Here is a 22911-nt window from a genome sequence, read left to right as displayed (position 1 = left end):
AGCACAGCGGCAAAATCCTCGCCCCCATGTACCCGAAATCCTAGCATCGGACGGTTGCGCCGGAGCTAAACGGTAGGCTGGTCCGGTGCCTATATCTAACGAACGCATCGTCTGGATCGACTGCGAAATGACCGGCCTGGACATCAAGAACGACGCCCTGATCGAGGTGGCGGCGCTGGTGACGGACTCAGAGCTCAACATTCTCGGCGACGGTGTGGACGTGGTGATCAAGCCCGAGGATGCTGCCCTCGCCCAGATGAACGACTTCGTCAGGGACATGCACACCCGGTCCGGGCTGCTCAAGGAACTGCCGCACGGCAAGACCATGGCCGAGGCCGAAGCCGCCGTGATGGAATACATCGAAAAGTGGGTGCCGGACCCGCGCAAGGCACCGCTGGGCGGCAACTCCGTGGGGACCGACCGCGTCTTCCTCTCCCGCGACATGCCGGCCGTTGTGGAACACCTGCATTACCGTGTGATCGACGTGAGCACCATCAAGGAACTCTCCCGCCGCTGGTTCGCCCGGGCTTACTTTCAGTCCCCCGCCAAGAAGGGCGGCCACCGCGCCCTGGGGGACATCCAGGATTCCATCGACGAGCTCCGCTACTACCGCGAGGCGGTTTTTGTTCCGGCTCCCGGCCCTGACAGCGCCACGGCCCGCGAAGTCGCCCAGCGCATCACTGCCACGCCCGGCACAGCAGGTACCCCGAAAAAGTAATCTGCACCACGTTTGGTGGAATTTTCCGCAAAAACCCCAAAAACGGCACAAGCACCCTCTAACAGCAGGTAAGCTATTTGAGTTGCCTTTCCAGAACACCGGATCACCGGTAAATCTGCGGGCACATGGTGGGCTTAGCTCAGTTGGCAGAGCGCCTGGTTGTGGTCCAGGAGGTCGCGGGTTCAACCCCCGTAGCTCACCCTCATGGGGCGGCAGTAACAGCCGTCCATTTGGAGGCCGTACCGGATATCCGGTGCGGCCTCCATTTTTTTGCAGAAACGCCGGCGCCACGCCGCACGCACGAAGGGCCGCCTGACATGACAGTTCTGCCAATCACCGTCTGGGGAGAACCGGTGCTGCACCGCCGCGCCGCCGAGGTGGAGGTTTTCGACGACGACCTGCGCACCCTGATCGCGGACATGTTTGAAACCAACGACGCTGCCAACGGCGTGGGCCTGGCGGCGCCGCAGGTTGGTGTTGGCAAGAGAATCTTCATCTACAAATACGCCAATGACGACGGCGCACCCTCCACCGGAGTCCTGGTCAACCCGGTACTGACCCTGTCCAAGATCTCTGGCGCACTGCCAGACCCCGAGGAAGAGGAAGAGGGCTGCCTCTCGTTCCCGGGCGGCTCGTACCCGCTCAAGCGTGCTGAGTGGGCACGGGTGGAAGGATTTGACGGCTATGGGCAGCCGGTTGAATTCGAAGCGACGGGCTGGTTCGCCCGGGTCATCCAGCACGAATACGACCACCTCGACGGAAAACTTTATGTCAACCGCCTCATGGACCGCTATGCGCGGAAGGCCATGAAACAAGCCAAGAAGAGCGGCTGGGGCGCGCCCGGGCTGACCTGGATGCCTGGCGTAGATCCGGACCCGTTCGGCCACTGATCCGACGCAGGCCACGCATTACCGGGCGCTGATGGTTGGCTGGTCCGGGCAGGAGTCCAGGACGCGCTTCATCGCATCCTTCTCCGGCTGCGTGACCCACAGCCCATATGACGCCTTCACCGAGATCTGGCGGGCAACGTAATGGCAGCGGATGTTCTTGTTCTTCGGCAGCCAGGTGGCAGCGTCGCTAGCGCTCTTTTGCTGATTGGCGGGACCGTCCGCGGCGATGAGGTTCAGCGGATCGTTGGCCAGGCTCTGGCGTTGCTGCGGGGTCAGCCCCTGTGCGCCCTTCTGCCACGAGTCACCGAGCGCCACGACGTGATCGATCTGGATTTCCTTGCTGCTTTCCGGGCCACGCCGGAACTCCACGGCTTTCCCCGTGTACGGCTCCTGGATGGCCCCTGACGCTACCCTGCATTTGGATCCCTCCGTGAAGCCGACGGCGGTCAGGTCCCTGCGGAGGATGTCATTGCGGGTGTCGCAGCCGTTCCGGTCCACGTCCAGCCAGGCCTGCCCGAAGGCCTCCCGCTGGTAGTTGTCCTTGGGAGCCCGTCCCTTGACGGGCAGCCCCTCGAGGGTGGCCAGGGCACTCCCCTGCGGTACAGCGTGAACCGGGACCACGGGCTTCATCCAGGTACCGTCGAAAACAGGCGCCTCGCTGGGACCTGCGATTGCTGGTTCTGCCGCTGCAAACTGGCCCGCAGTGAAAAACCACCCTGCAGAGCCCACTGCAGACAGGGCCAGCACCGCCAGCAGAGCCCAGGCCTGCCTCGAGCGGCGGCGGGCACGGCGGTAGGCACGCCAGCTGACGGTCATGGGCAACCGGCTCTTCCGGAGATGTAATGCACCAGAAGAGCCTAGGCCACCCCACTGACACCCAGGCGGATATCCACAATGGGGAGGACGAGTGGCCCGGGTGATCCGCCTACTGCTATGGCCGGCTACTGCTCCCGGGCTACGCGGCGCAGGTCTTCTTCGGCAACCTGGAGGAGCCCTTCGAGCTGGCGCACTCGGTCCTCGCCTACGTCACCGGAAGCCCGGGACGCGCGGGCCTGCTCCAGGAGCCTGATGGCTTCTTTGTGGTTGGCCTTGGCGACGTCGAGGGCGTGTTCAAGGGTGGTCTCGTGGAGAGTTTCGTTATCCATGCCACCAGTGTGGTCCCGATTCCCGGCTGATTCCAGCGAATCAGCCGGGAATGTCGGGCAGCCAGCCCGGCAGACGGGCCTAGACGGCGATTGCGGCCAAAGCAGCAGCGGCTTCCTTGGCGGGGAAGGACGGCGGGTTGACGCCGGCCATCTCTTCCATGACGCGGACCACCTGGCAGCTGTAGCCGAACTCGTTGTCGTACCAGACGTAAAGAACCAGGTTCTTGTCGTTGGAGATCGTGGCCAGGCCATCAATGATGCCGGCACGGCGGGAGCCAACGAAGTCCGTGGAAACAACTTCGGGTGAGTCGATGTAGTCGATCTGCTTGCGCAGGTCCGAGTGAAGCGACATCTCACGGAGGTAGTTGTTGACCTCGTCCTTGGTGGTTCCGTTCTCCAGGCTCAGGTTCAGGATGGCCAGGGAGACGTCAGGGGTGGGGACGCGGATGGAGCTGCCTGTGAGCTTGCCCAGCAGTTCGGGCAGGGCCTTCGCTACGGCCTTGGCGGCGCCGGTTTCGGTGATCACCATGTTCAGCGCGGCGGAGCGGCCGCGGCGGTCGCCCTTGTGGAAGTTGTCGATCAGGTTCTGGTCGTTGGTGAAGGAGTGGACCGTCTCCACGTGGCCGTGGATCACACCGAACTTGTCGTTGATGGCCTTCAGGACCGGGGTGATGGCGTTGGTGGTGCAGGAGGCTGCGGACACGATCTGGTCTGTGTCCTCGATGGTGCCGTGGTTGATGCCGTGCACAATGTTCTTGAGTTCGCCCTTGCCCGGTGCGGTGAGGAGGACGCGGGCAACGCCCTTGCTCTGCAGGTGCTGGGACAGGCCCTCCGCGTCGCGCCAGCGGCCCGTGTTGTCCACCACCAGGGCGTTGTGGATGCCGTAGGCGGTGTAGTCGATCGTGGCGGGGTTCTCCGAGTAGATGACCTGAACCTGGACACCGTTCGCGGTGATGGTGTTGGCGTCTTCGTCCACACGGATGGTTCCCTCGAAGGAGCCGTGGACGGAATCGCGGCGCAGAAGGCTGGCGCGCTTGGTGAGGTCCTTGTCCGAGCCGCGGCGCACCACGATGGCGCGCAGGCGCAGGCCGTGGCCGCCGCCTGCCTTTTCGATGAGGAGGCGCGCCAGGAGGCGGCCGATCCGGCCAAAGCCGTACAGCACGACGTCGGTGCTGGTGCGGTCATCGCCGCCACGCTTGCCGACTACCTCGGCAAGCTCGGCGCGGAGGAACTCTTCCAGGGTGGCGCCGTCGCCTTCTGCCTTGAACTTCTCTGCCAGGCGGGCGACGTCGATGGCCGCCGCACCAAGTTCCAGCTGAGCCAGGATGTTCAGCAGCGGTGCGGTCTCTTCGAGCAGGAGCTCGGTGTTGCTCATGCGGCGGGCGAAACGGTGCGCCTTGAGGATGTTCATGGTGGACTTGTTGATCAGGCTGCGGCCGTGAATGCTGGTCACCACGTTGTTTTCGCGGTACAGCCGGCCAATCACCGGAATCATGGCCTCGGCGAGAGCCTCCCGGCCCATCCACGTATCAAGACAAGAATCTGACGTCTGGCTCACAGAACTACCTTCCTCGGTTCAGCCGCATACGTCGTCGTACGCGGTTGGCGGCCACCTGATGTTGTCCAGGGGCTCTGGCACCGGCAGGATGCGGTCCATCCCGGGTGCCGTGGAGAAGCGTAAAGAAAAACCACCGGCTGCGAACGCAGACCCGGCGGCAGAACTTCTACGTTCGCTCTCTATTCTAGGCTGGAGCGACACCGCGGACCGCCGCAACCAGCGTGAAATCACTCACATGCGGGGCGGGTCGGTGCCCGGCTGGGGGTGGTGGATGGGTTGACCGATACGCCGGGTTCTGTGCTCCCGTGCCGTTACCAGCGCGGGAGTAGCGGCCATCCATCTACGGACGCCGTTGCCGACGCCCTCCAGCGGCCTACCCGGACACTCGGGCGGGCAGCCCTCAAACGTGTCCTGTCTGGCCTTGCTCCGGGTGGGGTTTACCTAGCCTTCCCGGTCACCCGGGAAGCTGGTGGTCTCTTACACCACCGTTTCACCCTTACCTGCTGAGCTTCCGTTGCCGGAAGACGCAGGCGGTCTGTTCTCTGTGGCACTGGCCTGCGGGTTACCCCGAGTGGGCGTTACCCACCACCCTGCCCTGCGGAGCCCGGACGTTCCTCGAGCCACTTGCGTGACGCGCGGCCGCCTGGTCAACCCATCCGGAGCCAGTCTACCGCCGGAAGGAGGCACCGCCGTCGCCGGTAGGATCGTACGGTGCTGATTCTGCTTCCCCCCTCCGAAGGCAAGACCCCCGCGGTCCGCGGGTCCGCCGTCGACTGGCCGTCACTGAGCTTCCCCGAACTCAACACCTACCGGGCCAAGGTCCTGGAAGCGCTGGGGACGGTCAGCGCACATGAAGATGCCCTCGCGCTGCTGGGCGTCGGCGCATCGCTGCAGGACGACGTCGAACGCAACACCCGGCTCCACGCCGAACCGGCGGCTCCTGCGCACCAGATCTACTCCGGCGTTCTGTACGACGCCCTCAGCTACAAAACCCTGACGCCGGCGCAGCGCCGGAAGGCCGATGTTTCGGTGCTGGTGATCTCGGCACTGTGGGGTGCCATCCGCTTCGCCGACCAGGTGCCCGCCTACCGGCTGTCGATGGGAACGGCACTGCCCGACGTCGGCCGCCTCGCCTCGTTCTGGAAACCGCAGCTTTCGGCGGCCCTCGCGGAGTCGGTGTCCGGGCATCTGCTCGTGGACTGCCGCTCCAGCACCTACGCCGCAGCGTGGGCACCGCCGCCGGCTCAGACGGTGGCCGTCAACGTATTCACGGAGGTCAACGGGGTGCGCAAGGTGGTCAGCCACTTCGCCAAGCACACCCGCGGCGAGCTGGCGCGGCACCTGCTGGCCCGACGCGGCAACGCCTCGCAGACCCCGGTGCAGCTGCTGAAGGCCGCGCGCGAAAAATGGGCTGCGGAGCTGGTGGATGGTTCAGCGCGGAAACCGCATGCCCTGAACATCATCCTGCCCAACTAAGTCGCATTTAATGTCGCCATGGGCGCCCATTACGACATCTGCTGCGACCTACATGGGCTGCTAGTTACTTGGGGCGGGCGTGTTCCACTCGGCGGAGCGCACCAGAATGGCTCCCGAATCCGGGCAGAACACAATTTCATCTGCGGCGGCGGCCTTGATCTCGGCCAGGTCGCCGGGGCTCAACTTCATTCCGGAGGCCTCAGAGGTTCCGTGGAACAACCGGGCGGCGCCTACTCCCCGCTTTGCCAGCGTCTTTTCGTAGATAGCCAGCATCCCGGCGTCGAGTCCCTCAGCGAATTCGGCACGCTTGCCGCGGACAACGGTCGCTTCGGCGGCCACTTCGGCCAGGGCTTCATCGAGTTCGGCGCGGATGCCGCCGAACGAGCCCTGGACGTTGTCCACGATGAGCTGCTGGGCAGCCTGACGCTCACGCAGCGAGTCAAGGCGTTCCAGGACTTCCAGCTCCACGTCTTCAAGGTCGGAGCGGCGCTTGTTGAGGGAGGCGATGTCCTTCTGCAGGGCCACGAGGTCCTTTGACAGCCCGGTTCCGCTGTTGAGCCGGGCTTCGTCGCGTTCGATGCGGGAGGCGACCTGTTCGACGTCGGCCTCGGCGCGCTTCAGCTCGGCTTCGGCGTCGTGGACGGCCATCTTGGCGGAGCCGAGTTCACCGTTGGCGACGGACAGTGCCGATTGCAGGTCCTCGATCCTGGGATCGGTTTCCAGGGCGCGGCGGCGGTTGGACAGGGACCTGAGCTTTGCGTCCAGCCCCTGCAGTTCGAGCAACTTCAACTGTTCCGCCGGTGCTGCCTTGGCCACTATTTACCTCCGCTAAATCCAATCCGGCCGAAGCCGGGCACCGTATCGGCGCTCTATAGACTCTAGCGCCTAGCGTTCTCTCCTGCCTCGCTACGTCCCCACCGGCGAGGGACTTCGCACGCCAGGCTTAGCCAGGGGTCAGAATGAAGTCCCACGGATCGCTGTTGGTGGTGCTTACCTGGATCTCGACGTCGTGGCCCTGATCGGCGAGCACATTGCCCAGTGCCGACGCCGCGGCCGGTAGCCACAGCCATTCGCTGGCGAAGTGCGAGACGTCAATCAGGTACGGGCGGCCGTTCACTGCCGCTTCGCGGGCTTCGGACACCGGATGGTGCCGGAGGTCGGCGGTGACATAGACGTCGGCGTTGTTGGCCCGCACCTCGCTGAACAGGGAATCCCCCGCGCCGCCGCACACCGCAATGCGCCGCACCAGGCCGTCCCTGTCCCCTGACACGCGGACTCCCCCGGCCACCGACGGCAGGATGCCGAACACCCGGGCAGCGAAATCGCCCAGGCTCATCACGTCCGCCAGGTCCCCCACGCGTCCGATGCCTTCTTCGGGCAGTCCGTTCGCGGCGACCGTCAGCGGGGCAACGCCTTCCAGTCCCAACGCATCAGCCAGGACGTCGGAAACGCCCCCGACGGCGGAATCACCGTTGGTGTGAACGGTCAGGAGTGCGGTTCCAGACTCGATGAGACGGTGGATGGCCTGCCCTTTGGCGGTGGTGGCCGCCACTGACGTGACGCCTTTGAGGAGCAACGGGTGGTGGGTAATCAGGAGCTCGGCACCCCATTCCACGGCTTCCTCGATCACCGTAAGCGTGGGATCAACGGCGAACATCACCCTGGTAACGGGCGCCGAGGGGTGCCCTGCCACAAGCCCGACTTCGTCCCAGTTTTCGGCCAGCGACTCGGGCCAGAGTTCCTCTGCCGCCAGCAGCACCTGCCCCAGTGTGGGAGCAGCCGGACCATCCGCTGTGGCGTCCTCGACGAAATGCGTGCCGTCGTCGTGCTTGTCCGCATGTGTGACGCCGATGTCTGCAGGTTCCATACCCCCAGTTTTACCCCATCCGGCCATTTGCCCGGCATGTGTCACAGTCTCGTAAGGTGGTCAGGGAATCATCCGGCGCGCTCAACCATTGAAGAGGTCATGAAAACTTTTGTTCTTGGCGGGGGCTGCTTCTGGTGCCTTGACGCTGTCTACCAAAAAACCAAGGGTGTCACGTCGGTGATTTCCGGGTACACAGGCGGCCACGACCCCCAGCCGGACTACTACTCCGTCTGCGGCGGGACTACGGGCCACGCTGAGGTAGTGGCCGTCACTTTTGACGAGGCCGTCATCCCGGCCGAGGTCATCCTGGACATGTTCTTCGTGCTGCACGATCCCACCACGCTCAACCGCCAGGGCTACGACGTGGGCACGCAGTACCGCTCGTCAATGTTCTATGAGACCACCGAGGAGAAGATTCTGTTCGAGGAAGCCATCGAACGGAACCAGGCGCTGTGGTCGCACCCGATCGTGACCGAGGTCAGTCGGCTGCCACGGTTCCATGCCGCAGAGGACGTCCATCAGGACTATTACGCCAAGTATCCCGAGCAGGGTTACTGCCAGGTGATCATCAATCCCAAGCTCGCCAAGGCCAGGAAATATTACTCTGCATGGCTTAATGCTTAGCAGCGGCCGCTCAGCCATCGTTAGGCTGACCTCAGTATTCACACTTGAGAGATAGGCATATCTACATGGCACGGATCTATGACGATGTAACGCAGTTGGTCGGCGGCACTCCGCTGGTCCGCCTGAACCGGCTGACCGAGGGCCTGGGCGCCACTGTGGCCGTCAAGCTTGAGTTCTACAACCCGGCCAACAGCGTTAAGGACCGCATCGGCGTGGCCATCGTTGACGCCGCTGAGAAGTCCGGCGCCCTCAAGCCCGGCGGCACCATCGTTGAAGGCACATCCGGCAACACAGGCATCGCCCTGGCCATGGTGGGCGCGGCCCGCGGTTACAAGGTCATCCTGACCATGCCCGAGACCATGTCCACCGAACGCCGCGTAATGCTGCGGGCGTTCGGTGCCGAGATTGTGCTGACCCCGGGTTCCGAGGGCATGCGAGGCGCCGTGGAGAAGGCCCAGGAAATCGTGGCCAACACGGAGAACTCCATTTGGGCCCAGCAGTTCGCCAACGAGGCCAACCCTGAGATCCACCGCACCACCACCGCTGAGGAAATCTGGTCCGACACCGACGGCAAGGTGGACATCTTCGTGGCAGGCATCGGCACCGGCGGAACCGTCACCGGCGTCGGCCAGGTCCTGAAGGAACGCAAGCCTGAAGTCCAGATTGTCGCCATCGAACCAAAGGACTCCGCCATCCTGAACGGCGGCGCTCCCGGGCCGCACAAGATCCAGGGCATCGGCGCGAACTTCATCCCGGAAATCCTGGACACCAACGTCTACGACGAGGTCCTGGACGCCACCCTTGAGGATTCCGTACGCGTAGCCCGTGAACTCGGCGTTAAGGAAGGCATCCTCGGCGGCATCTCCTCCGGCGCCATCGTTTGGGGTGCCCTGGAACTCGCCAAGCGTCCGGAGAATGCCGGCAAGCTGATCGTGGCGGTTGTCTGCGACTTCGGTGAGCGTTACATCTCCACCGTGCTCTATGACGACATCCGCGGCTGATCAGCCCGTTGTCGCCCCGTTTCCTGTAGAAAGAACTTTGTGGGATTTTTCGCAAGACTGAAGGAAGACCTCGACGCCGCCCGGTCACACGACCCGGCGGCTCGAGGTTCTTTTGAGAACTTTTTCGCCTATTCGGGGCTGCACGCCATCTGGATCCACCGGCTGACGCACCGTATGTGGCAAACCCCGGGGCTGCGGTTCCCGGCGCGGCTGGTGTCGCAGCTGGGCCGCTTCCTGACCGGAATCGAGATCCATCCCGGCGCCACGATCGGCCGACGCTTCTTCATCGACCACGGCATGGGTGTGGTCATCGGCGAGACCGCCGAAATCGGCGAAGACGTGATGATCTACCACGGCGTCACGTTGGGCGGCCGCTCGCTGGCCAAGGTCAAGCGCCACCCCACCATTGAGGACCGGGTGACCATCGGTGCCGGAGCCAAGATCCTGGGACCCATCACCATCGGCCGGGACAGCGCCGTGGGCGCGAACGCCGTTGTGGTCAAGGACGCGCCGCCGGAATCGATTGTTACCGGAGTGCCCGCCAAGTGGCGCCACCGCGATGCCCAGCGCGAAACCAAGCCTGCAGTGGATCCGGCCGAGTACGACATCGAGTACCGGATCTGATCCTTCGCTGCTGCCGCTAGCCGGCAACACGCTTCAGGACTGCCATGACCACCGCATCATAGAGCCGGTCCGGCAGGACGCGCCGAAGGCCCACAATGGCTGCCGCTCCCCTGCCCACCGGATACCGGGTCCGGGGACGCGCAGCTGTGGCCGCGTGCAGCACGGCCGCCGCAATCACCGCCGGGGGCGTTGACGTTTCGGGCCTATCGGTAGTGGCCAGGACGTCCGCCATCTGCCGGGCCTGGGCAGCATACGGCCCCTCGCCGCTGCTGGCCAGCAGCCCGTCGGCAGAAATCCGGCCCCATTCGCTCAGCGTACCTGCCGGTTCAATGATGGCTACCTCGATGCCGTGCGGCTTGAGTTCCAGCCGCAGTGCGTCACTCATGCCCTCAACGGCGAACTTCGTGGCGTGGTACCAGGCACCCAGGGGCTCGTAGAATTTTCCGCCGATGGACGAGATGTTGATGATCCTGCCGCGCCCAGCGCTCCGCATGGCCGGTAGGACCAGCTGGGTCATCCTGGCAAGGCCAAAGACGTTCACATCGAATTGGCGCCGGCCTTCGGCCAGATCCACCTGTTCCAGCGCCCCGTAGGACCCGTAGCCGGCGTTGTTGACCAGGACGTCTATCCGCCCGCGCTCTTCCAGGACACGGCCGACGGCGGCACGCATCGAATCATCGTCCGTCACGTCCAGTGCCAGGACTTGGACGCCAAGCGCTTTCAGCGGCTCCATTCTGTCCACCCGGCGGGCGCCGGCGTAGACAATGAAGCCGTGGCTGCTGAGCTTCTTCGCCGCCTCGAAGCCGATACCCGTGGAGGCTCCCGTAACAAATGCGACTGGCTTGGGCATTCTGACTCCTTGGATGGACGGACACCGCGGCTGCTGCCGGAAACGCCAACGGCCGGCAGCTCCCAGAATATCCGGGAAGTGCCGGCCGCAGGGTTTGCAGCTTGATGCAATCAGAGCGTGGCGATTAGTGCGTGTCCACTGCTTCGATTTCGGACTTGTCCTCGCCCCACAGGGTGTGGAAAGTGCCCTCGGCGTCGACACGGCCGTAGGTGTGCGCGCCGAAGAGGTCACGCTGGCCCTGGATCACTGCGGCCGGCAGGCGCTTGCGGCGCAGGCCGTCGTAGTAGGCCAGTGAAGAGGAGAAGACCGGCACGGGGATGCCGAGCTGGACGGCGGTGGAGACCACGCGTCGCCATGCCGGCAGGACATCGGCGATAGCCTTGGTGAACGCCGGGGCGAACAGCAGGTTGGCCGGCTTGTCTTCGGCGGCGTAGGCCTTGGTGATTTCCTTGAGCAGCTCTGCACGGATGATGCAGCCGCCGCGCCACAGCGAAGCGATCTCGTCCAGCTTGAGGTCCCAGCCGTATTCCTTGGCTGCGGAGGTCAGCATGTCCAGGCCCTGGGCGTAGGAAACCAGCTTGGAGGCGTACAGCGCCTGGCGGACGTCCTCAACAAAGGTGTCCGGAACGTCGACGGCGATTTCCTCACCGGCGAGCAGTTCCTGGGCGATCTTGCGCTGCTCGGCCTGCGATGACAGGGCGCGGGCGAAGACCGACTCGGCGATGCCCGACGTCGGGGAACCAAGCTCCAGCGCGGAGATGACCGTCCAGCGTCCGGTGCCCTTCTGGCCTGCGGCATCCACCACAACGTCGACGAACGGCTTGCCGGTGCGGGTGTCAACGTGCCCCAGGACCTCGGCGGAGATTTCGATCAGGAAGGAAGCGAGCTCGCCCTTGTTCCACTCTTCAAAGATCTTGGCCTGGTCGGCGGGTTCGATGCCGGCGCCGGAGCGAAGGAGGTCGAATGCTTCGCCGATGACCTGCATGTCGGCGTATTCTATGCCGTTGTGGACCATCTTGACGAAGTGGCCGGCGCCGTCGGTGCCGATCCATGCGCAGCAGGGCTTGCCGTCAACATGCGCGGCGATCTTTTCCAGCAGCGGGCCGAGCGCGTCGTAAGACTCCTTGGAGCCACCGGGCATGATGGACGGGCCGTTCAGGGCACCTTCCTCGCCGCCGGAGACGCCGATGCCCACGAAGTGCAGGTCCTTCTTCGCCAGCGCAGCTTCGCGGCGGCGGGTGTCCTCGTAGTGGGAGTTTCCGGCGTCGATGATGATGTCGCCGGCTTCCAGCAGGGGTTCAAGCTGCTCGATGACCGAGTCAACCGGCTTGCCGGCCTTGACCATGATCAGGACACGGCGGGGCTTCTCCAGGGAGTCAACGAGTTCCTGCAGCGTTTCGGTGCGGACGAAGTCGCCATCCGTCCCGTGCTTTTCGAGCAGTGCGTCAGTCTTTTCGACAGACCTGTTGTGCAGGGCAACGGTGAAGCCGTTGCGGGCCAGGTTGCGGGCCAGGTTGGCGCCCATCACCGCGAGGCCGGTGACACCGATGTGTGCAGACATCAAAACTCCAATTTCGTTGTGCAATGGATGTGCAGATGGCTCCGCGTTCGCTGCGAAGCACGCTGTCACGAACCGATGGATCCTAATAAAGCATATATATTCAATCGGCTGGAGGGAAGCGGTGCCCACTTTGTGGAACGGGGCCAGTCGATCCCAGTTTAGGCTTGAGTCCATGTCGACCAGCCTGCACCACCGTGCCATTGAGAACCTTGGCACCCGGATCATCACGGGCGAGCTGCCCACCGGACACATCATGCTGGCCGAGCACCTTGAGGAAGAACTGAAGGTTTCGCGTTCCGTGGTCCGCGAGGCTGTGCGGGTTCTCCAGTCCTTGGGCCTCGTCGAAACCACGAAGCGGGTGGGGATCCGCGTGCTGCCGCCGAGCCGCTGGAACCCCTTCGATCCGCAGGTCATCCGCTGGCGGCTGTCCAGCGATGCCCGCGGAGCCCAGCTGCGGTCACTGATCGAACTGCGTTCCGCCGTCGAGCCCGCAGCTGCAGAGCTGGCGGCGAACAATGCACCGGCGCAGCTGCGGCGTGAACTGGTGGACATTGCCCATGCCCTGCGCGACGCAGGCCACACCGGGGACGCGCAGAAGTTCCTGGAGCTGGACATCGCTTTTCACTCGGTCCTGCTCTCCGGGTCGGGCAACGAAATGTTCGCCAACCTGATGGGGCAGGTGGCGGAGACCCTGACGGGGCGCACGGTCCACGGACTGATGCCAGACCACCCCCATGAGGGGGCGCTCCAGTGGCACGTCGACCTGGCCGAAGCGGTCGCCGCCGGGGACGCCGCAACGGCCCGGGACGCCTCTGAACAGATCATGCGCCGCACCACCTCCCGGCTGTCCGGAACCTGGACGGACCAGCCCCGGGTGTTCATCCCGGTCCGCCGGAACTGACCGCGCCCAGAACCAGCCCGTCCGTAATAGCGCTACTCCGGTTGGAAGTTGACGAGCACTTTTCCTGATTCGGCGGAGTTCCTGGCGACTTCGAAGGCCTCCAGTCCTTGGCTGAGGGGGTATTCGTGGGTGATGACGGGGCTGATGTGCAGGGTGCCGTCGGCGAGGGCGGTGACGACGTCGTCGATCTCGTCGTTGAAGCGGAAGGATCCGCGCAGGTCCAGTTCCCGGGTGATGGCCAGGGAGATCAGGACGGACTGGGGTCCGGTGGGCAGCAGACCGACCATGACCACGGTCCCGCCGCGGGCCGCGCCCTGGATGGCTGAGGCCAGGCCGTGATGGCTGCCCGAGGACTCAATCACCACATCGGCCTGCACCGCGGCGATCGACTCTGTGTCGCCGGCCTGCAGGACCGCGTCCGCCCCGACGGCGACGGCGATCTCCAACGGTTTGGCATGCATGTCGACGGCGGTGATCCGGGCCGCGCCGGCACGTTTAAGGGCCGCGACGGCCAGGGCGCCGATCGGGCCGCAGCCGATCACCAGCACGCTCTTCCCGGTCACGTCCCCGGCCCGGGACACGGCGTGCCAGGCCACGGAGGCCGGCTCGATCAGGGCCGCGGTGCGCAAGTCCACGTCCGCCGGGAGCGCCCGGAGCATCCGTGCCGGCAGGTTCACATACCGGCTGAACGCGCCGTCTGTGTGCGGGAACCGTGCCGCGCTGCCCAGGTACGTGCAGCCGGGCGACAGGTTGGGCCGGTCCGCCGGATACCGGACATCCCCCGCACCCGGGCCCGGCGTGGCCGGGTGGACCGCGACCGGGGTCCCCACGGCCGGACCTGTCCCGTCCGCCGCGGCGCGGACCACGGTCCCGGAAATCTCATGCCCCAGCACCATCGGCGCCTTCAGGATGGACTCCCCCGCCGCGCCGTGCAGCCAGTAATGCAGGTCCGACCCGCAGATCCCGCCATACGAAACCTCGACGACGGCCTCGCCCGGCGCAGGTGCCGCCAAGGGGACCTCCTCGATCCGCAGATCCCCCGCCGCATGCGCCACCACCGCCGGACCCGAGACAGGCAGCACGGATGCACCGATTTCCTGGGTTACCGCTGAGGTGCCCATCAGACCACCACCGTCATTCCGCCGTCGATAAAGATCGTCTGCCCGTTTACAAAATCCGACCCGTCCGAGGCCAGCCACACCGCCGGTCCGGCCAGGTCCCGGACCGTCCCCCACCGGCGCGCCGGAGTCCGGCCCAGGATCCAGGTGTTGAACTGCTCGTCATCGACCAGGTTCTGCGTCATCTCGGTGTGGATGTAGCCCGGGGCGATCCCGTTGATCTGCAACCCGGACCCCGCCCACTCCGCCGTCATGGCACGGGTCAGGTTCCGCAGCCCGCCCTTCGCCGCAACATACGGGGCGATCGTGGGCCGCGCCAGGTCCGTCTGCACCGAACAGATATTGATGATCTTGCCCTTGCCGCGCGGGATCATGTGCCGGGCCGCCTCCCGGCCCACCAGGAACGCGCTCGTCAGATCCGTTTTGATCACCCGCTCCCAATCCGCGACATCCAGCTCCAGCATCGGCACCCGGTGCTGGATCCCGGCATTATTCACCAGGATCTGCAACGGCCCCACATGCTCCTCCACCCAGGAAATACCTCGGGCAGCCTCAGCATCGCTCGTGACATCAAACGCGAGGCTATGCACCCGCCCCGGGGCAAAGTCCGCAGCCATGGCCGCTTCCGCAGCCTTCAACCGCTCCGCATTAATCCCGTTCAACACCACCGTCGCCCCGGCGTCAGCCAACGCCCGTGCCAATGCGTTGCCAATGCCCCGGCTCGAGCCCGTCACCAGGGCAACCCGCCCCGTCAGATCAAAAAGTACACTCATGGTGCAGCTGTCCCTTTCGTTGCGGTATCCGCAGGTTCCGCGATATTGATGTTGACGCTCAGATTCGAAATGGTCTGTCGGACCACGGCAAGGTCCTGATCGCCAAGGCCCTGGCGCTTGAGTTCGGCATAAAGCTCGACGCCGGCAGTCGCCATCGGCACGGCAGCGCCGGCCGCCCGGGCTGATTCGAGCACAAAGGACAGGTCCTTATGCATGAATTTCGCCGGGCCTGTTGGTGTGTAGTCCTTCCGGACCAGACGCGGTCCCACGTTCTCCAGCACACGGCTGCCCGCAAGGCCGCCGGACAGAACGTCGAAAAGCGCTGCCGGATCAATCCCGGAGCGCTCGGCAAGCTCGGCCGCTTCGGCGAGCGCCGCCGTCGTGGTTCCTACAATGAGCTGGTTGCAGGCCTTGGCGAGCGACCCAGCGCCCAGTGGGCCCATGTGCCTGACTGTGGTCCCCATCGCGTTGAAGAAAGGCTCGAGCCGCCGGAAATCGTCCGCGGCGCCGCCAGCCATGATGGCCAGTGTCCCGGCGGCCGCGCCCTTGGTTCCGCCACTGACCGGGGCGTCCACCACGGAGGCGCGGCCATGGCTTGCCTCGTGCACCCGGCGCCCGAAGTCATGGACCTTCGCCGGAGAGACGGAGCTTGTGACCACCACGGCCGTGCCGGCTTGCGGCGGAGTTTCTTCCCAGCTCGCCAGCAACCCCGCCGAAGCCTGCTCGATGAAGGACAGGTCCGGGAGCATAAAGGCGATGACTGGAAGGTCCCGCAGCGATGCAACGTCCGGCGCTGAGCGGCCACCCTGCGCCACGAACTCCTGCAGGGGTCCCTCGGATCTACTCCAAGCGGTGACCGCCCAGCCGGCGCGGAGCAGATTCGCCGCCATGGGCAGCCCCATCAGTCCCAGGCCTACAAAGCCCGCTGTTCTGTCTTCCATTTATAGGCCTCGACTCACATCGTTGTGTGGTTAATGAAGGGAAATCTGTCCAATATCCTAACCTCTATTCAGTATGATGAACACTATGACGACTCTAACCACCGTCGCGATCGCCGTCCCGCTCGAAGCAGAGCTGGTGGAGCGCATCCGCGCCGTAGACCCCTCCGTAACTGTTCTCTATGAGCCGGACCTGCTTCCGCCCGAGCGTTTTCCGGCCGACCACTCCGGGGATCCGGACTTCAAACGCACTCCCGCGCAGGAGGGGCAGTACTGGGCCATGCTCAACAGGGCGCAGGTGCTGTACGGCCTGCCCAATGAAAACCCCGCGGGCCTCGCCCGCATCGCGCGGGAGAACCCACGGCTCCAGTGGGTCCACGCCATGGCCGCCGGCGCCGGCGGTGCCGTCAAGGCTTCCGGGCTGGACCACGAAACCCTCCTCAAATTCAAGGTGACTACTTCCGCCGGCGTCCATGCCCGGCCGCTGGCAGAATTCGCTGCACTGGGAATCCTCAACGGCTTCAAGCGCAGCGCCGAGCTGGCCCAGGACCAGGCCGCCAAGGTGTGGCCCGAGCTTCGGACCCCCACCCGACTGGTCAGCGGTTCCACACTCGTGGTGACCGGCCTGGGCGAAATCGGCCTGGAGACGGCCCGGATCGCCCGCGCCCTGGGCATGACGGTCAGCGGCACCAAGCGGAATGTTGAGCCGATCGAAGGGATCGAGCAGGTTGCCGGCAACGACGGACTGGCCGGGCTGCTCGCCTCGGCGGACGCCGTCGTCAATACGCTGCCCGGCACGCCCTACACGGAAAAGCTGTTCAACCGTGAGGTGTTTGCCGCGATGAAGCCGGGAACGGTGTTTGTGAACGTCGGCCGCGGCACCGTGGTGGACGAGGACGCCCTGCTGGACGCCCTGGACAACGGCCAGGTCTCCTACGCCTGCCTTGATGTCTTCGCCGTGGAACCGCTCCCCGGGGACAGCCCACTGTGGAACCACCCCAAGGTTATGGTGTCGCCGCATACCTCGGCGCTCAGTGCCGCGGAGAACCGCCTGATCGCGGAGCGCTTCTGCAGCAACCTGCGCACTTTCCTCAACGGCGGCGACCTCCCCCACCTCGTGGACCCGGTCCACTTCTACTAAGGGGCAGCCCCCGGCCCGCACCAAGAGCCCCTGCCGTGGATCCTGGAAACAGGAATCCGCAGCGGGGGCTCTTTTGTGTCGGCGGTTGTGTCCGCGTCGTGTCGGCGGGAACAGCCAGCCGTGTGGCGCTGGGAACGTACATCTGGCTGCGTGGGCATTAACGCCGGAAGGTGGCCTCCCCGTTTCGGGGAGGCCACCTTTTAGAGTGAGTACGGTACGGCTAGCGTGCGTCCTCCACCAGGAGCAGGTCCCGGCCGTTGGTTTCCGGCGTGAAGAAGGTGGTGCCGAAGGAGATCAGCGCCAGGACCAGGGAGTAAATCGCGGGAACGAGCCAGGAGTGGCCGGTGGCAGCCAGGAGGGCCACACCGATCATGGGTGCGAATCCGCCGGCCAGGACGGCGGACAACTCCCGGCTCAGCGCCACTCCCGTGAAGCGGTGCTGGGAGCCGAATAGTTCCGGCAGCATGGCGCACTGCGGACCCAGCATGGACTGCACGCCGAGCGAAATGCCCACCACCATGACTACCCAGACGAGGGTGACATTGCCAAGCGTGACCAGGTAGAAGGCTGGCAGGGCGATGACAGCCTGGAAGAGGGCACCGTAGCGGTACACCGGAACGCGGCCGAAGCGGTCGGACAGGGCGCCGAAAGTGACCACCATGACCGCTGCGAATCCGGCGGCAATGAGGAGGCCGGTGGGGCCGATGAACTTGTCGCCGGCGAAGATTCCGGCGGGCATGCTGATGAAGGACACCAGGAGGGCGGAGTAAATGGAGGAGTTTCCGTTTTCTCCCATGCGCAGGCCGATGCCGATGAGCACGTTCTTCTTCGAGTGCTTCCAGATCTGCACCACGGGGTTCTTGACCACGGCCTTGTGCTTTTCCAGTTCCTGGAAGACCGGCGTTTCCTTGAGCCGGAGCCGGATGAAGACCGCGATGACGATCAAGATGACGCTCGCCAGGAACGGAACGCGCCACAGCCAGCCCTGCAGCACTTCCTTGTCGGCCAGTGCCATCAGGGCGAAGGTGCCTGCGCCGAGCAGGGTGCCCAGCTGGATGCCGACGAACGGCAGTGCGGCGAAGAATCCGCGACGGCGGCGCGGGGCTACTTCTGAAATCAGGGTGGTGGCGCCTGCCTGCTCGGCACCGGCGCCCAGGCCCTGAAGGATTCGAAGGGCCACCAGGAGCACTGCGCCGACCATTCCCGCCTGTTCAAAGGTGGGCAGGAGCCCGATGGCGAAGCTGGCCATGCCCATCAGGCCGATGGTCAGGATCAGGACCATCTTCCGGCCGAACCGGTCACCGATGTAGCCGAAGATAACGCCGCCGAACGGCCGGGCAGCAAAGCCCACGCCGTAGGTAGCGAAGGAAGCGATCACGGCGCCGCTTTCCCCCAGCGGTGAGAAAAAGAGCGGTCCAAAGATCAAGGCCGAGGCGAGCCCGTAGATGTAGAAGTCGTAGTACTCCAGAGCGGAGCCTACTGAACTGGCAAGAGTCGCCCTTCGCAGCTGCTCTGGATCGACGGCGGCGCCGTCCACGTCAGTCTGCGGCGATGTAGTACGAGTTGTCACAAGAACTCCCTTAAACACACTCCAGACCCCCGTTGGCCTGGTGGGTTAGCGACGACACCTGTTGGGTGGATCACTATGCTGAACAGCGTACAGCAAGTTGAACACGTAGCAAGTGGTTGACGGATATTTTGTTCACAACCGGGGTTATGAACATTAATAGGGCCGTCCGGGCGGGGCACTCAGCCCATGGGATTGCCCAGGGACCGCGCCAGTTCGTTCAGTTCCGTGACCATCTGGGAACCTTGTTCCGCGGAGTATGTGGCCTTAAGCGCAGTGACCGACAACCCGAGACTCGGGCCATGGGCGCCGCGCGTCGGCACCGAGACAGCCAGGCAGACTACTCCCGTAGTGGATTCCTCATCTTCGAACGCATAGCCCTGTTCGCGGATGGTGGTCAGCTGGGCCTTCAACTCGGCCCCGGTGCGGAGGGACTTCGGGGTCAGCACCGGAAGCTCGGCGTCATCGGAAAACATTGCGTCGACGTCGTGGTCATGAAGGCGGGCAATCAGGGCCTTGCCCACGGCACACAGGGACACCGGCATCTTGTCGCCGATGTTGGACGTCAGTCGGACCGCCGGATGGCCCTCGTAGCGGGCCAGATAGATCACGTTGGTTCCGTCCAGCATGGCTATGCGTACTGTCTCCCCGGAAAGGGTCGGCGCCTGCTCGCAGAACCGGTAGAACTCCTGCACTTCGTCGAGCCGGCTGAGATATGCGGCACCGAGTTCCACGAGCTTGCGGCCCAGCGTGAATTCGGCGCCCTGGCGGCTGATCAGCCTGGCTTCTTCCAACGCCATCAACAGGTTGGAGGTGGACGACTTGGGGATCCCCAGCTCGCGGGCAAGGTCGCTCAGCGTCAGCCTTCCGGTAGCAGAGGCTGCCAGCGCGTCCATGACGGCGGCGGCACGCGTGACCGCCGGCGCGGGCGATGTGCTCCCTAAACCCTCAGAGGAGCGGGGGGTGCGGGAATCGGCCATGATTCTCCTTCGATCGGCACGCCGGGGCGCTTCGCGTAGATGTGTTCATTCTGCTGAACAGTAACCATCATAATGTCTTAGCGGCGATTCAGGGCCCGAGACGAGGCGCCGTCCGCCGCACCAAGCACCCCGGTTCGCGTGGCATTTGTTTGTTTCAGGAAGTTCACGGTATATTCATTTCAGACCCTCCACCGCGGCATCCCCCAATAGTCGCGGTGGAGGGTTTTCCAATGCCTAAAATGTTGTGTTGGCATATCCCGCCGGGTTCAGGCGACGTCCACCACGGATTCCCTCAGCCTCCAGCCGCCACCAAGGCCGTCGCGCTCCAGCATCATGGTGGTCAGTGCGGAGTGCGGATTGCGACCCAGCCGCACCTGGACCTGCAACACCTCAACATCCACGCGGCCCAGCCCTTTGGGCATACGGCGCTGCACCTCCCACCAGCTCACACGTTCAAACCAGCTCACTGCGTCGGCACCGACGGCCCATTCCCTGCCGCTGCTGACCACCGCCGTCGGGCTGCCGTCCCTAGCCGTCTTAACCACCACATATTCCATAGCGGGAACACTAGGGACAGCCCCCGACAATATGGCTCCCTAGCGGAATTGAGCCAGAAGGGCGCTGATCGTTTTGCCCTTGGCATCGGAGTAGTCCTGCATAAAAGTCCATTTCTGATCCGCCAGCCTGCAAATTCACCTGGTGGACCTTGTGCTTCAACAGGCGGTGTTCCAACCACCCCGGCTCCCGGAGGTGGTGGAGGAAGCCGACGGCCTCAAGCTGGGGGATGTACGTTTCCTCAGCGGCGGAGTCTTTGACGAGCAGGACAATGTCAATGACTGGCTTCGAAGCAAGCCCGGGAACAGATGTCGAGCCGACGTGCTCCAGTGTGCTGCTTGTGGAGCCCAGTGCGGAAAGGATGTGGTCGCGGACGTCGCAAAAGATCTCCGGACACCCTACGTCGTATGCCACGAGTTCCACGCGGCCATTAAGGGAATCCCTCCCGCGCAGATACTCGACCCCATTCACACTCATGGGCCGACCCTACGCCCTGAACCGCGCAGGGCAACAAAAAACCCCGCCGTTCCCAGCCGCTCGGGCCAGAAACAACGGGGTTTGGTGGTGGGTCCTACCGGGATCGAACCGATGACATCCACGGTGTAAACGTGGCGCTCTACCAGCTGAGCTAAAGACCCAAACTGCCGGCTCTTCGCACCTCAGCGCGTCAACCAACGAACATAAACTCTACCTGACGGGCGGGAAGAAAAGCCAATCGACACACTCGGCCCCCGCACGGATCAAAGAACGGGGAGTTCGACGGCGAGCCAGGTCAGTGCCTCGCTGACGCCTGCGTGAAGCTTGATGGTGGCGTACTGGTCGCCCCGGGTATCGCCTCTGTTGATGATTACCACGGGCTTGCCGTCCTTCGCCGCGTGACGGACGAACCGCAGTCCGCTCATCACGGTCAGCGATGATCCCGCAACAAGCAAAGCGGCGGCACTGTCCACCATCCCGTAAGCGGCTTCCGCGCGTTCCCTGGGCACGTTCTCGCCGAAGTAGACAAAGTCAGGCTTGAGCATTCCGCCACAGGCGGGGCAGGCAGCGACCACAAAACTGCTGATCAGCGCCACGTCCTCAACAGTGGCGTCGGCGTCGGGCGCCACTTCCACCAGGCCGGACGTTGTGGCGCCCGCCAGGAAGCCGGGATTCAGTTCTTCGAGCACCTCGGCTAGCAGGCGGCGGGTGTACGTGCGTTTGCAATCCAGGCAGACCACCAGGTCATAACGACCGTGGAGGTCAATGACATTCCGGCTCCCGGCGTCTTCATGCAACCGGTCCACGTTCTGCGTGATCAACCCGGTGAGCAGGCCCCGCCGTTCCAGTTCTGCCGCCGCACGGTGCCCGGGGTTTGGATCCGCGTGCCGCAAGTGGGACCAGCCGATGTGGTTCCGTGCCCAATAGCGCTGGCGGTTGGCGTCCTCGCGCACAAACTCCTGGTATGTCATGGGCGAACGTGGCACGGCACCCGGCCCACGGTAATCCGGTATGCCCGAATCGGTGCTCAGCCCTGCGCCGGTCAGCAGCGCCAGCCGCTTGCCGGACAATAACTCCCGGACCCGTTCCAGTCCTTGAAGGTCCGCACTGGACAGCGCAGCAGGGTCAGCGGCCGGCAGGCTAGCGAAGCCCGTCAGGCCGATACCGTGCCGCTGCTGGTCCATGCGGCGTCAGGCCTGTTCCAGACCTGCCAGAGCATCCTGGTACTCGGCGAGCACGCGCGCCTGCCCACGCGGATTCACCACAACGTAGCGGATAGTTCCGGCTGCATCGATGATGAACGTCCCGCGCCCAGCCATACCGCTCTCCGGGTCGAAGACACCATACGCGGTAGCGACAGCGCCGTGCGGCCAGAAGTCGGCCAGAAGATCAAAGCCGTAGCCTTCCTTCTCGGCATAGGCCCGCAGGCTGAACTTGCTGTCCACAGACACTGCCAGGACGGTGGCCCTGGCATCCTCGAACGCGGCCAGGTTGTCACGGATTTCACAGAGCTCACCGGTGCAGACACCCGAAAATGCAAACGGATAAAACACCAGCACAACGTTCTGACCCCGAAAGGAGGACAACCGGACTGGTTCTCCGAACTGGTTCACCAGCTCAAAGTCCGGGGCAAGCTCCCCCACCGCCGGAACAGTCTGCCCGGCTACGGCAAGAGCTGCCGTCACTTGTTCTTCCTGCTGACCAGACGGGTGGCGCTCCAGTCCTTCGACACACCTGCGGAGGTGGTGAGGTGCAGGCCCGCAGTGGGCGCCGCTTCCTGGATTTCCGCCGGCGACACATACCCGGTGCGCCCGGACTTTGGCGTCAACACCCAGACAACACCGTTTTCACTCAGCGTGGTCAGGGAATCCATGAGGGTATCGACCAGATCCCCGTCGCCATCCCGCCACCAAAAAATGACGGCGTCTACAACGTCGTGGTCGTCCTCGTCCAGGAGCTCGAACCCTGTCAGGTCCTCAATATCATCACGTAAGTCGAAATCGACGTCGTCGTCGTAACCGAACTCCTGAATCAGATCCCCGTTTTTGAAACCCAATTTTTCCGCCACATTTACCGAAGTGGCGGCGTCGGCCTCGCTCACGTGTTCCTCCAATGCCTAATACATGCAGTGCGCATAGTGATTTCCA

The 22911-nt window shown here is 64.4% G+C and carries 25 protein-coding genes, 2 tRNA genes and 1 other RNA gene; 9 read left to right on the top strand and 19 right to left on the bottom strand.

Annotation, left to right across the window (positions count from 1 at the left end; genetic code table 11):
- Nucleotides 1–85 precede the first annotated feature (85 nt).
- From orn to def, 3 genes are all read left to right on the top strand, one after another.
- Nucleotides 86–718, top strand: a complete 633-nt coding sequence (gene orn, locus ACQCSW_RS09480; protein WP_354251630.1) for an oligoribonuclease — start codon at nt 86–88, stop codon at nt 716–718.
- A gap of 128 nt (nt 719–846) precedes the next feature.
- Nucleotides 847–919 (top strand) — tRNA-His (locus ACQCSW_RS09475).
- Between the two features lie 116 nt (nt 920–1035).
- Complete coding sequence (gene def / locus ACQCSW_RS09470) at nt 1036–1608, top strand: peptide deformylase (RefSeq protein WP_426990504.1); 573 nt, start codon at nt 1036–1038, stop codon at nt 1606–1608.
- A gap of 18 nt (nt 1609–1626) precedes the next feature.
- Here the strand turns inward: def and ACQCSW_RS09465 are convergent, their stop codons facing one another.
- The 4 genes from ACQCSW_RS09465 to rnpB form a co-directional block, all read right to left on the bottom strand.
- Nucleotides 1627–2424 (bottom strand): HNH endonuclease family protein, encoded by a 798-nt coding sequence (locus ACQCSW_RS09465; protein WP_426990503.1) that lies wholly within the window; start codon nt 2422–2424, stop codon nt 1627–1629.
- Between the two features lie 125 nt (nt 2425–2549).
- Entirely contained in the window at nt 2550–2753 is a 204-nt protein-coding gene (locus ACQCSW_RS09460) for a hypothetical protein (protein ID WP_426990502.1), read from the bottom strand.
- 79 nt (nt 2754–2832) lie between these two features.
- Complete coding sequence (locus ACQCSW_RS09455; protein ID WP_426990500.1) at nt 2833–4311, bottom strand: glyceraldehyde-3-phosphate dehydrogenase; 1479 nt, start codon at nt 4309–4311, stop codon at nt 2833–2835.
- 268 nt (nt 4312–4579) lie between these two features.
- An RNA gene (gene rnpB / locus ACQCSW_RS09450) (RNase P RNA component class A) lies at nt 4580–4966 on the bottom strand.
- A 56-nt stretch (nt 4967–5022) separates the two neighbouring features.
- Between rnpB and ACQCSW_RS09445 the strand changes: the two genes are divergently transcribed.
- Nucleotides 5023–5787 carry a YaaA family protein gene (locus ACQCSW_RS09445; RefSeq protein ID WP_426990499.1) on the top strand — a complete coding sequence of 255 codons (765 nt, stop codon included), beginning with the start codon at nt 5023–5025 and terminating at the stop codon, nt 5785–5787.
- Between the two features lie 60 nt (nt 5788–5847).
- On the opposite strand, the gene ACQCSW_RS09440 is transcribed toward ACQCSW_RS09445, so the two are convergent.
- Together ACQCSW_RS09440 and ACQCSW_RS09435 are read right to left on the bottom strand one after the other, a co-directional pair.
- Nucleotides 5848–6603, bottom strand: a complete 756-nt coding sequence (locus ACQCSW_RS09440; protein WP_426990498.1) for a zinc ribbon domain-containing protein — start codon at nt 6601–6603, stop codon at nt 5848–5850.
- Between the two features lie 127 nt (nt 6604–6730).
- A complete protein-coding gene (locus ACQCSW_RS09435) occupies nt 6731–7654 on the bottom strand; it encodes a Nif3-like dinuclear metal center hexameric protein (RefSeq protein ID WP_426990497.1) in 924 nt (307 codons plus the stop codon).
- A gap of 99 nt (nt 7655–7753) precedes the next feature.
- Here ACQCSW_RS09435 and msrA point away from each other — a divergent pair, with 99 nt between their 5' ends.
- From msrA to epsC, 3 genes are all read left to right on the top strand, one after another.
- Nucleotides 7754–8278 (top strand): peptide-methionine (S)-S-oxide reductase MsrA, encoded by a 525-nt coding sequence (gene msrA, locus ACQCSW_RS09430; RefSeq protein ID WP_426990496.1) that lies wholly within the window; start codon nt 7754–7756, stop codon nt 8276–8278.
- Between the two features lie 65 nt (nt 8279–8343).
- Nucleotides 8344–9279 (top strand): cysteine synthase A, encoded by a 936-nt coding sequence (gene cysK, locus ACQCSW_RS09425; protein WP_354251639.1) that lies wholly within the window; start codon nt 8344–8346, stop codon nt 9277–9279.
- 39 nt (nt 9280–9318) lie between these two features.
- Nucleotides 9319–9903 carry a serine O-acetyltransferase EpsC gene (epsC, locus tag ACQCSW_RS09420; RefSeq protein ID WP_058932136.1) on the top strand — a complete coding sequence of 195 codons (585 nt, stop codon included), beginning with the start codon at nt 9319–9321 and terminating at the stop codon, nt 9901–9903.
- 16 nt (nt 9904–9919) lie between these two features.
- Here the strand turns inward: epsC and ACQCSW_RS09415 are convergent, their stop codons facing one another.
- Complete coding sequence (locus ACQCSW_RS09415) at nt 9920–10753, bottom strand: oxidoreductase (RefSeq protein WP_426990495.1); 834 nt, start codon at nt 10751–10753, stop codon at nt 9920–9922.
- Nucleotides 10754–10877: 124 nt separating this feature from the next.
- Entirely contained in the window at nt 10878–12314 is a 1437-nt protein-coding gene (gndA, locus tag ACQCSW_RS09410; RefSeq protein ID WP_354251642.1) for an NADP-dependent phosphogluconate dehydrogenase, read from the bottom strand.
- 172 nt (nt 12315–12486) lie between these two features.
- Here gndA and ACQCSW_RS09405 point away from each other — a divergent pair, with 172 nt between their 5' ends.
- On the top strand, nt 12487–13215 hold the full coding sequence (locus ACQCSW_RS09405; RefSeq protein ID WP_111909578.1) for a FadR/GntR family transcriptional regulator: 729 nt from the start codon (nt 12487–12489) through the stop codon (nt 13213–13215).
- Nucleotides 13216–13247: 32 nt separating this feature from the next.
- Here ACQCSW_RS09405 and ACQCSW_RS09400 read toward each other — a convergent pair whose 3' ends face one another.
- From ACQCSW_RS09400 to ACQCSW_RS09390, 3 genes are read right to left on the bottom strand one after another with little or no spacing between them, the layout of a single operon-like run.
- Nucleotides 13248–14336: an L-idonate 5-dehydrogenase gene (locus ACQCSW_RS09400; protein ID WP_426990494.1), complete on the bottom strand. Its 1089-nt coding sequence runs from the start codon at nt 14334–14336 to the stop codon at nt 13248–13250.
- Nucleotides 14336–15106, bottom strand: coding sequence for an SDR family oxidoreductase (locus ACQCSW_RS09395; RefSeq protein WP_426990492.1), 771 nt, complete (start codon nt 15104–15106; stop codon nt 14336–14338). Before ACQCSW_RS09395 ends, ACQCSW_RS09400 begins: the two co-directional genes overlap by 1 nt.
- Nucleotides 15103–16047 carry an NAD(P)-dependent oxidoreductase gene (locus ACQCSW_RS09390; RefSeq protein ID WP_426990491.1) on the bottom strand — a complete coding sequence of 315 codons (945 nt, stop codon included), beginning with the start codon at nt 16045–16047 and terminating at the stop codon, nt 15103–15105. The genes ACQCSW_RS09395 and ACQCSW_RS09390 overlap by 4 nt, the downstream gene beginning before the upstream one ends.
- A gap of 73 nt (nt 16048–16120) precedes the next feature.
- On the opposite strand from ACQCSW_RS09390, the gene ACQCSW_RS09385 reads away from it, so the two are divergent.
- A complete protein-coding gene (locus tag ACQCSW_RS09385) occupies nt 16121–17185 on the top strand; it encodes a D-2-hydroxyacid dehydrogenase (protein ID WP_426990490.1) in 1065 nt (354 codons plus the stop codon).
- A gap of 220 nt (nt 17186–17405) precedes the next feature.
- Here ACQCSW_RS09385 and ACQCSW_RS09380 read toward each other — a convergent pair whose 3' ends face one another.
- The 8 genes from ACQCSW_RS09380 to ACQCSW_RS09345 form a co-directional block, all read right to left on the bottom strand.
- Nucleotides 17406–18755 (bottom strand): MFS transporter, encoded by a 1350-nt coding sequence (locus tag ACQCSW_RS09380; protein ID WP_426990489.1) that lies wholly within the window; start codon nt 18753–18755, stop codon nt 17406–17408.
- Between the two features lie 179 nt (nt 18756–18934).
- Nucleotides 18935–19732, bottom strand: a complete 798-nt coding sequence (locus tag ACQCSW_RS09375) for an IclR family transcriptional regulator (RefSeq protein WP_426990488.1) — start codon at nt 19730–19732, stop codon at nt 18935–18937.
- A gap of 266 nt (nt 19733–19998) precedes the next feature.
- Nucleotides 19999–20289 (bottom strand): hypothetical protein, encoded by a 291-nt coding sequence (locus tag ACQCSW_RS09370; RefSeq protein ID WP_426990487.1) that lies wholly within the window; start codon nt 20287–20289, stop codon nt 19999–20001.
- Between the two features lie 10 nt (nt 20290–20299).
- Nucleotides 20300–20764: a GrpB family protein gene (locus ACQCSW_RS09365; protein WP_426990486.1), complete on the bottom strand. Its 465-nt coding sequence runs from the start codon at nt 20762–20764 to the stop codon at nt 20300–20302.
- Between the two features lie 85 nt (nt 20765–20849).
- Nucleotides 20850–20925, bottom strand: a tRNA-Val gene (locus ACQCSW_RS09360).
- A gap of 102 nt (nt 20926–21027) precedes the next feature.
- A complete protein-coding gene (locus tag ACQCSW_RS09355; RefSeq protein WP_426990485.1) occupies nt 21028–21948 on the bottom strand; it encodes an NAD-dependent protein deacetylase in 921 nt (306 codons plus the stop codon).
- 6 nt (nt 21949–21954) lie between these two features.
- A complete protein-coding gene (locus ACQCSW_RS09350) occupies nt 21955–22449 on the bottom strand; it encodes a peroxiredoxin (protein WP_426990484.1) in 495 nt (164 codons plus the stop codon).
- On the bottom strand, nt 22446–22865 hold the full coding sequence (locus tag ACQCSW_RS09345) for a DUF3052 domain-containing protein (protein ID WP_426990483.1): 420 nt from the start codon (nt 22863–22865) through the stop codon (nt 22446–22448). Before ACQCSW_RS09345 ends, ACQCSW_RS09350 begins: the two co-directional genes overlap by 4 nt.
- Between the last annotated feature and the right edge of the window lie 46 nt (nt 22866–22911).

This window comes from Pseudarthrobacter sp. Y6 (assembly GCF_050156205.1).
Classification (GTDB): domain Bacteria; phylum Actinomycetota; class Actinomycetes; order Actinomycetales; family Micrococcaceae; genus Arthrobacter.
This window is presented reverse-complemented; position numbering and strand designations above follow the sequence as displayed.

What these genes read in the sequence shown, in the direction of transcription:
- def (WP_426990504.1), top strand. Translation starts at nt 1,036, where the DNA reads ATGACAGTTCTGCCAATCACCGTCTGGGGAGAACCGGTGCTGCACCGC.
- ACQCSW_RS09465 (WP_426990503.1), bottom strand. Translation starts at nt 2,424, where the DNA reads ATGACCGTCAGCTGGCGTGCCTACCGCCGTGCCCGCCGCCGCTCGAGG.
- ACQCSW_RS09460 (WP_426990502.1), bottom strand. Translation starts at nt 2,753, where the DNA reads ATGGATAACGAAACTCTCCACGAGACCACCCTTGAACACGCCCTCGAC.
- ACQCSW_RS09435 (WP_426990497.1), bottom strand. Translation starts at nt 7,654, where the DNA reads ATGGAACCTGCAGACATCGGCGTCACACATGCGGACAAGCACGACGAC.
- msrA (WP_426990496.1), top strand. Translation starts at nt 7,754, where the DNA reads ATGAAAACTTTTGTTCTTGGCGGGGGCTGCTTCTGGTGCCTTGACGCT.
- cysK (WP_354251639.1), top strand. Translation starts at nt 8,344, where the DNA reads ATGGCACGGATCTATGACGATGTAACGCAGTTGGTCGGCGGCACTCCG.
- ACQCSW_RS09415 (WP_426990495.1), bottom strand. Translation starts at nt 10,753, where the DNA reads ATGCCCAAGCCAGTCGCATTTGTTACGGGAGCCTCCACGGGTATCGGC.
- gndA (WP_354251642.1), bottom strand. Translation starts at nt 12,314, where the DNA reads ATGTCTGCACACATCGGTGTCACCGGCCTCGCGGTGATGGGCGCCAAC.
- ACQCSW_RS09405 (WP_111909578.1), top strand. Translation starts at nt 12,487, where the DNA reads ATGTCGACCAGCCTGCACCACCGTGCCATTGAGAACCTTGGCACCCGG.
- ACQCSW_RS09400 (WP_426990494.1), bottom strand. Translation starts at nt 14,336, where the DNA reads ATGGGCACCTCAGCGGTAACCCAGGAAATCGGTGCATCCGTGCTGCCT.
- ACQCSW_RS09395 (WP_426990492.1), bottom strand. Translation starts at nt 15,106, where the DNA reads ATGAGTGTACTTTTTGATCTGACGGGGCGGGTTGCCCTGGTGACGGGC.
- ACQCSW_RS09390 (WP_426990491.1), bottom strand. Translation starts at nt 16,047, where the DNA reads ATGGAAGACAGAACAGCGGGCTTTGTAGGCCTGGGACTGATGGGGCTG.
- ACQCSW_RS09385 (WP_426990490.1), top strand. Translation starts at nt 16,121, where the DNA reads ATGATGAACACTATGACGACTCTAACCACCGTCGCGATCGCCGTCCCG.
- ACQCSW_RS09375 (WP_426990488.1), bottom strand. Translation starts at nt 19,732, where the DNA reads ATGGCCGATTCCCGCACCCCCCGCTCCTCTGAGGGTTTAGGGAGCACA.
- ACQCSW_RS09370 (WP_426990487.1), bottom strand. Translation starts at nt 20,289, where the DNA reads ATGGAATATGTGGTGGTTAAGACGGCTAGGGACGGCAGCCCGACGGCG.
- ACQCSW_RS09365 (WP_426990486.1), bottom strand. Translation starts at nt 20,764, where the DNA reads ATGAGTGTGAATGGGGTCGAGTATCTGCGCGGGAGGGATTCCCTTAAT.
- ACQCSW_RS09355 (WP_426990485.1), bottom strand. Translation starts at nt 21,948, where the DNA reads ATGGACCAGCAGCGGCACGGTATCGGCCTGACGGGCTTCGCTAGCCTG.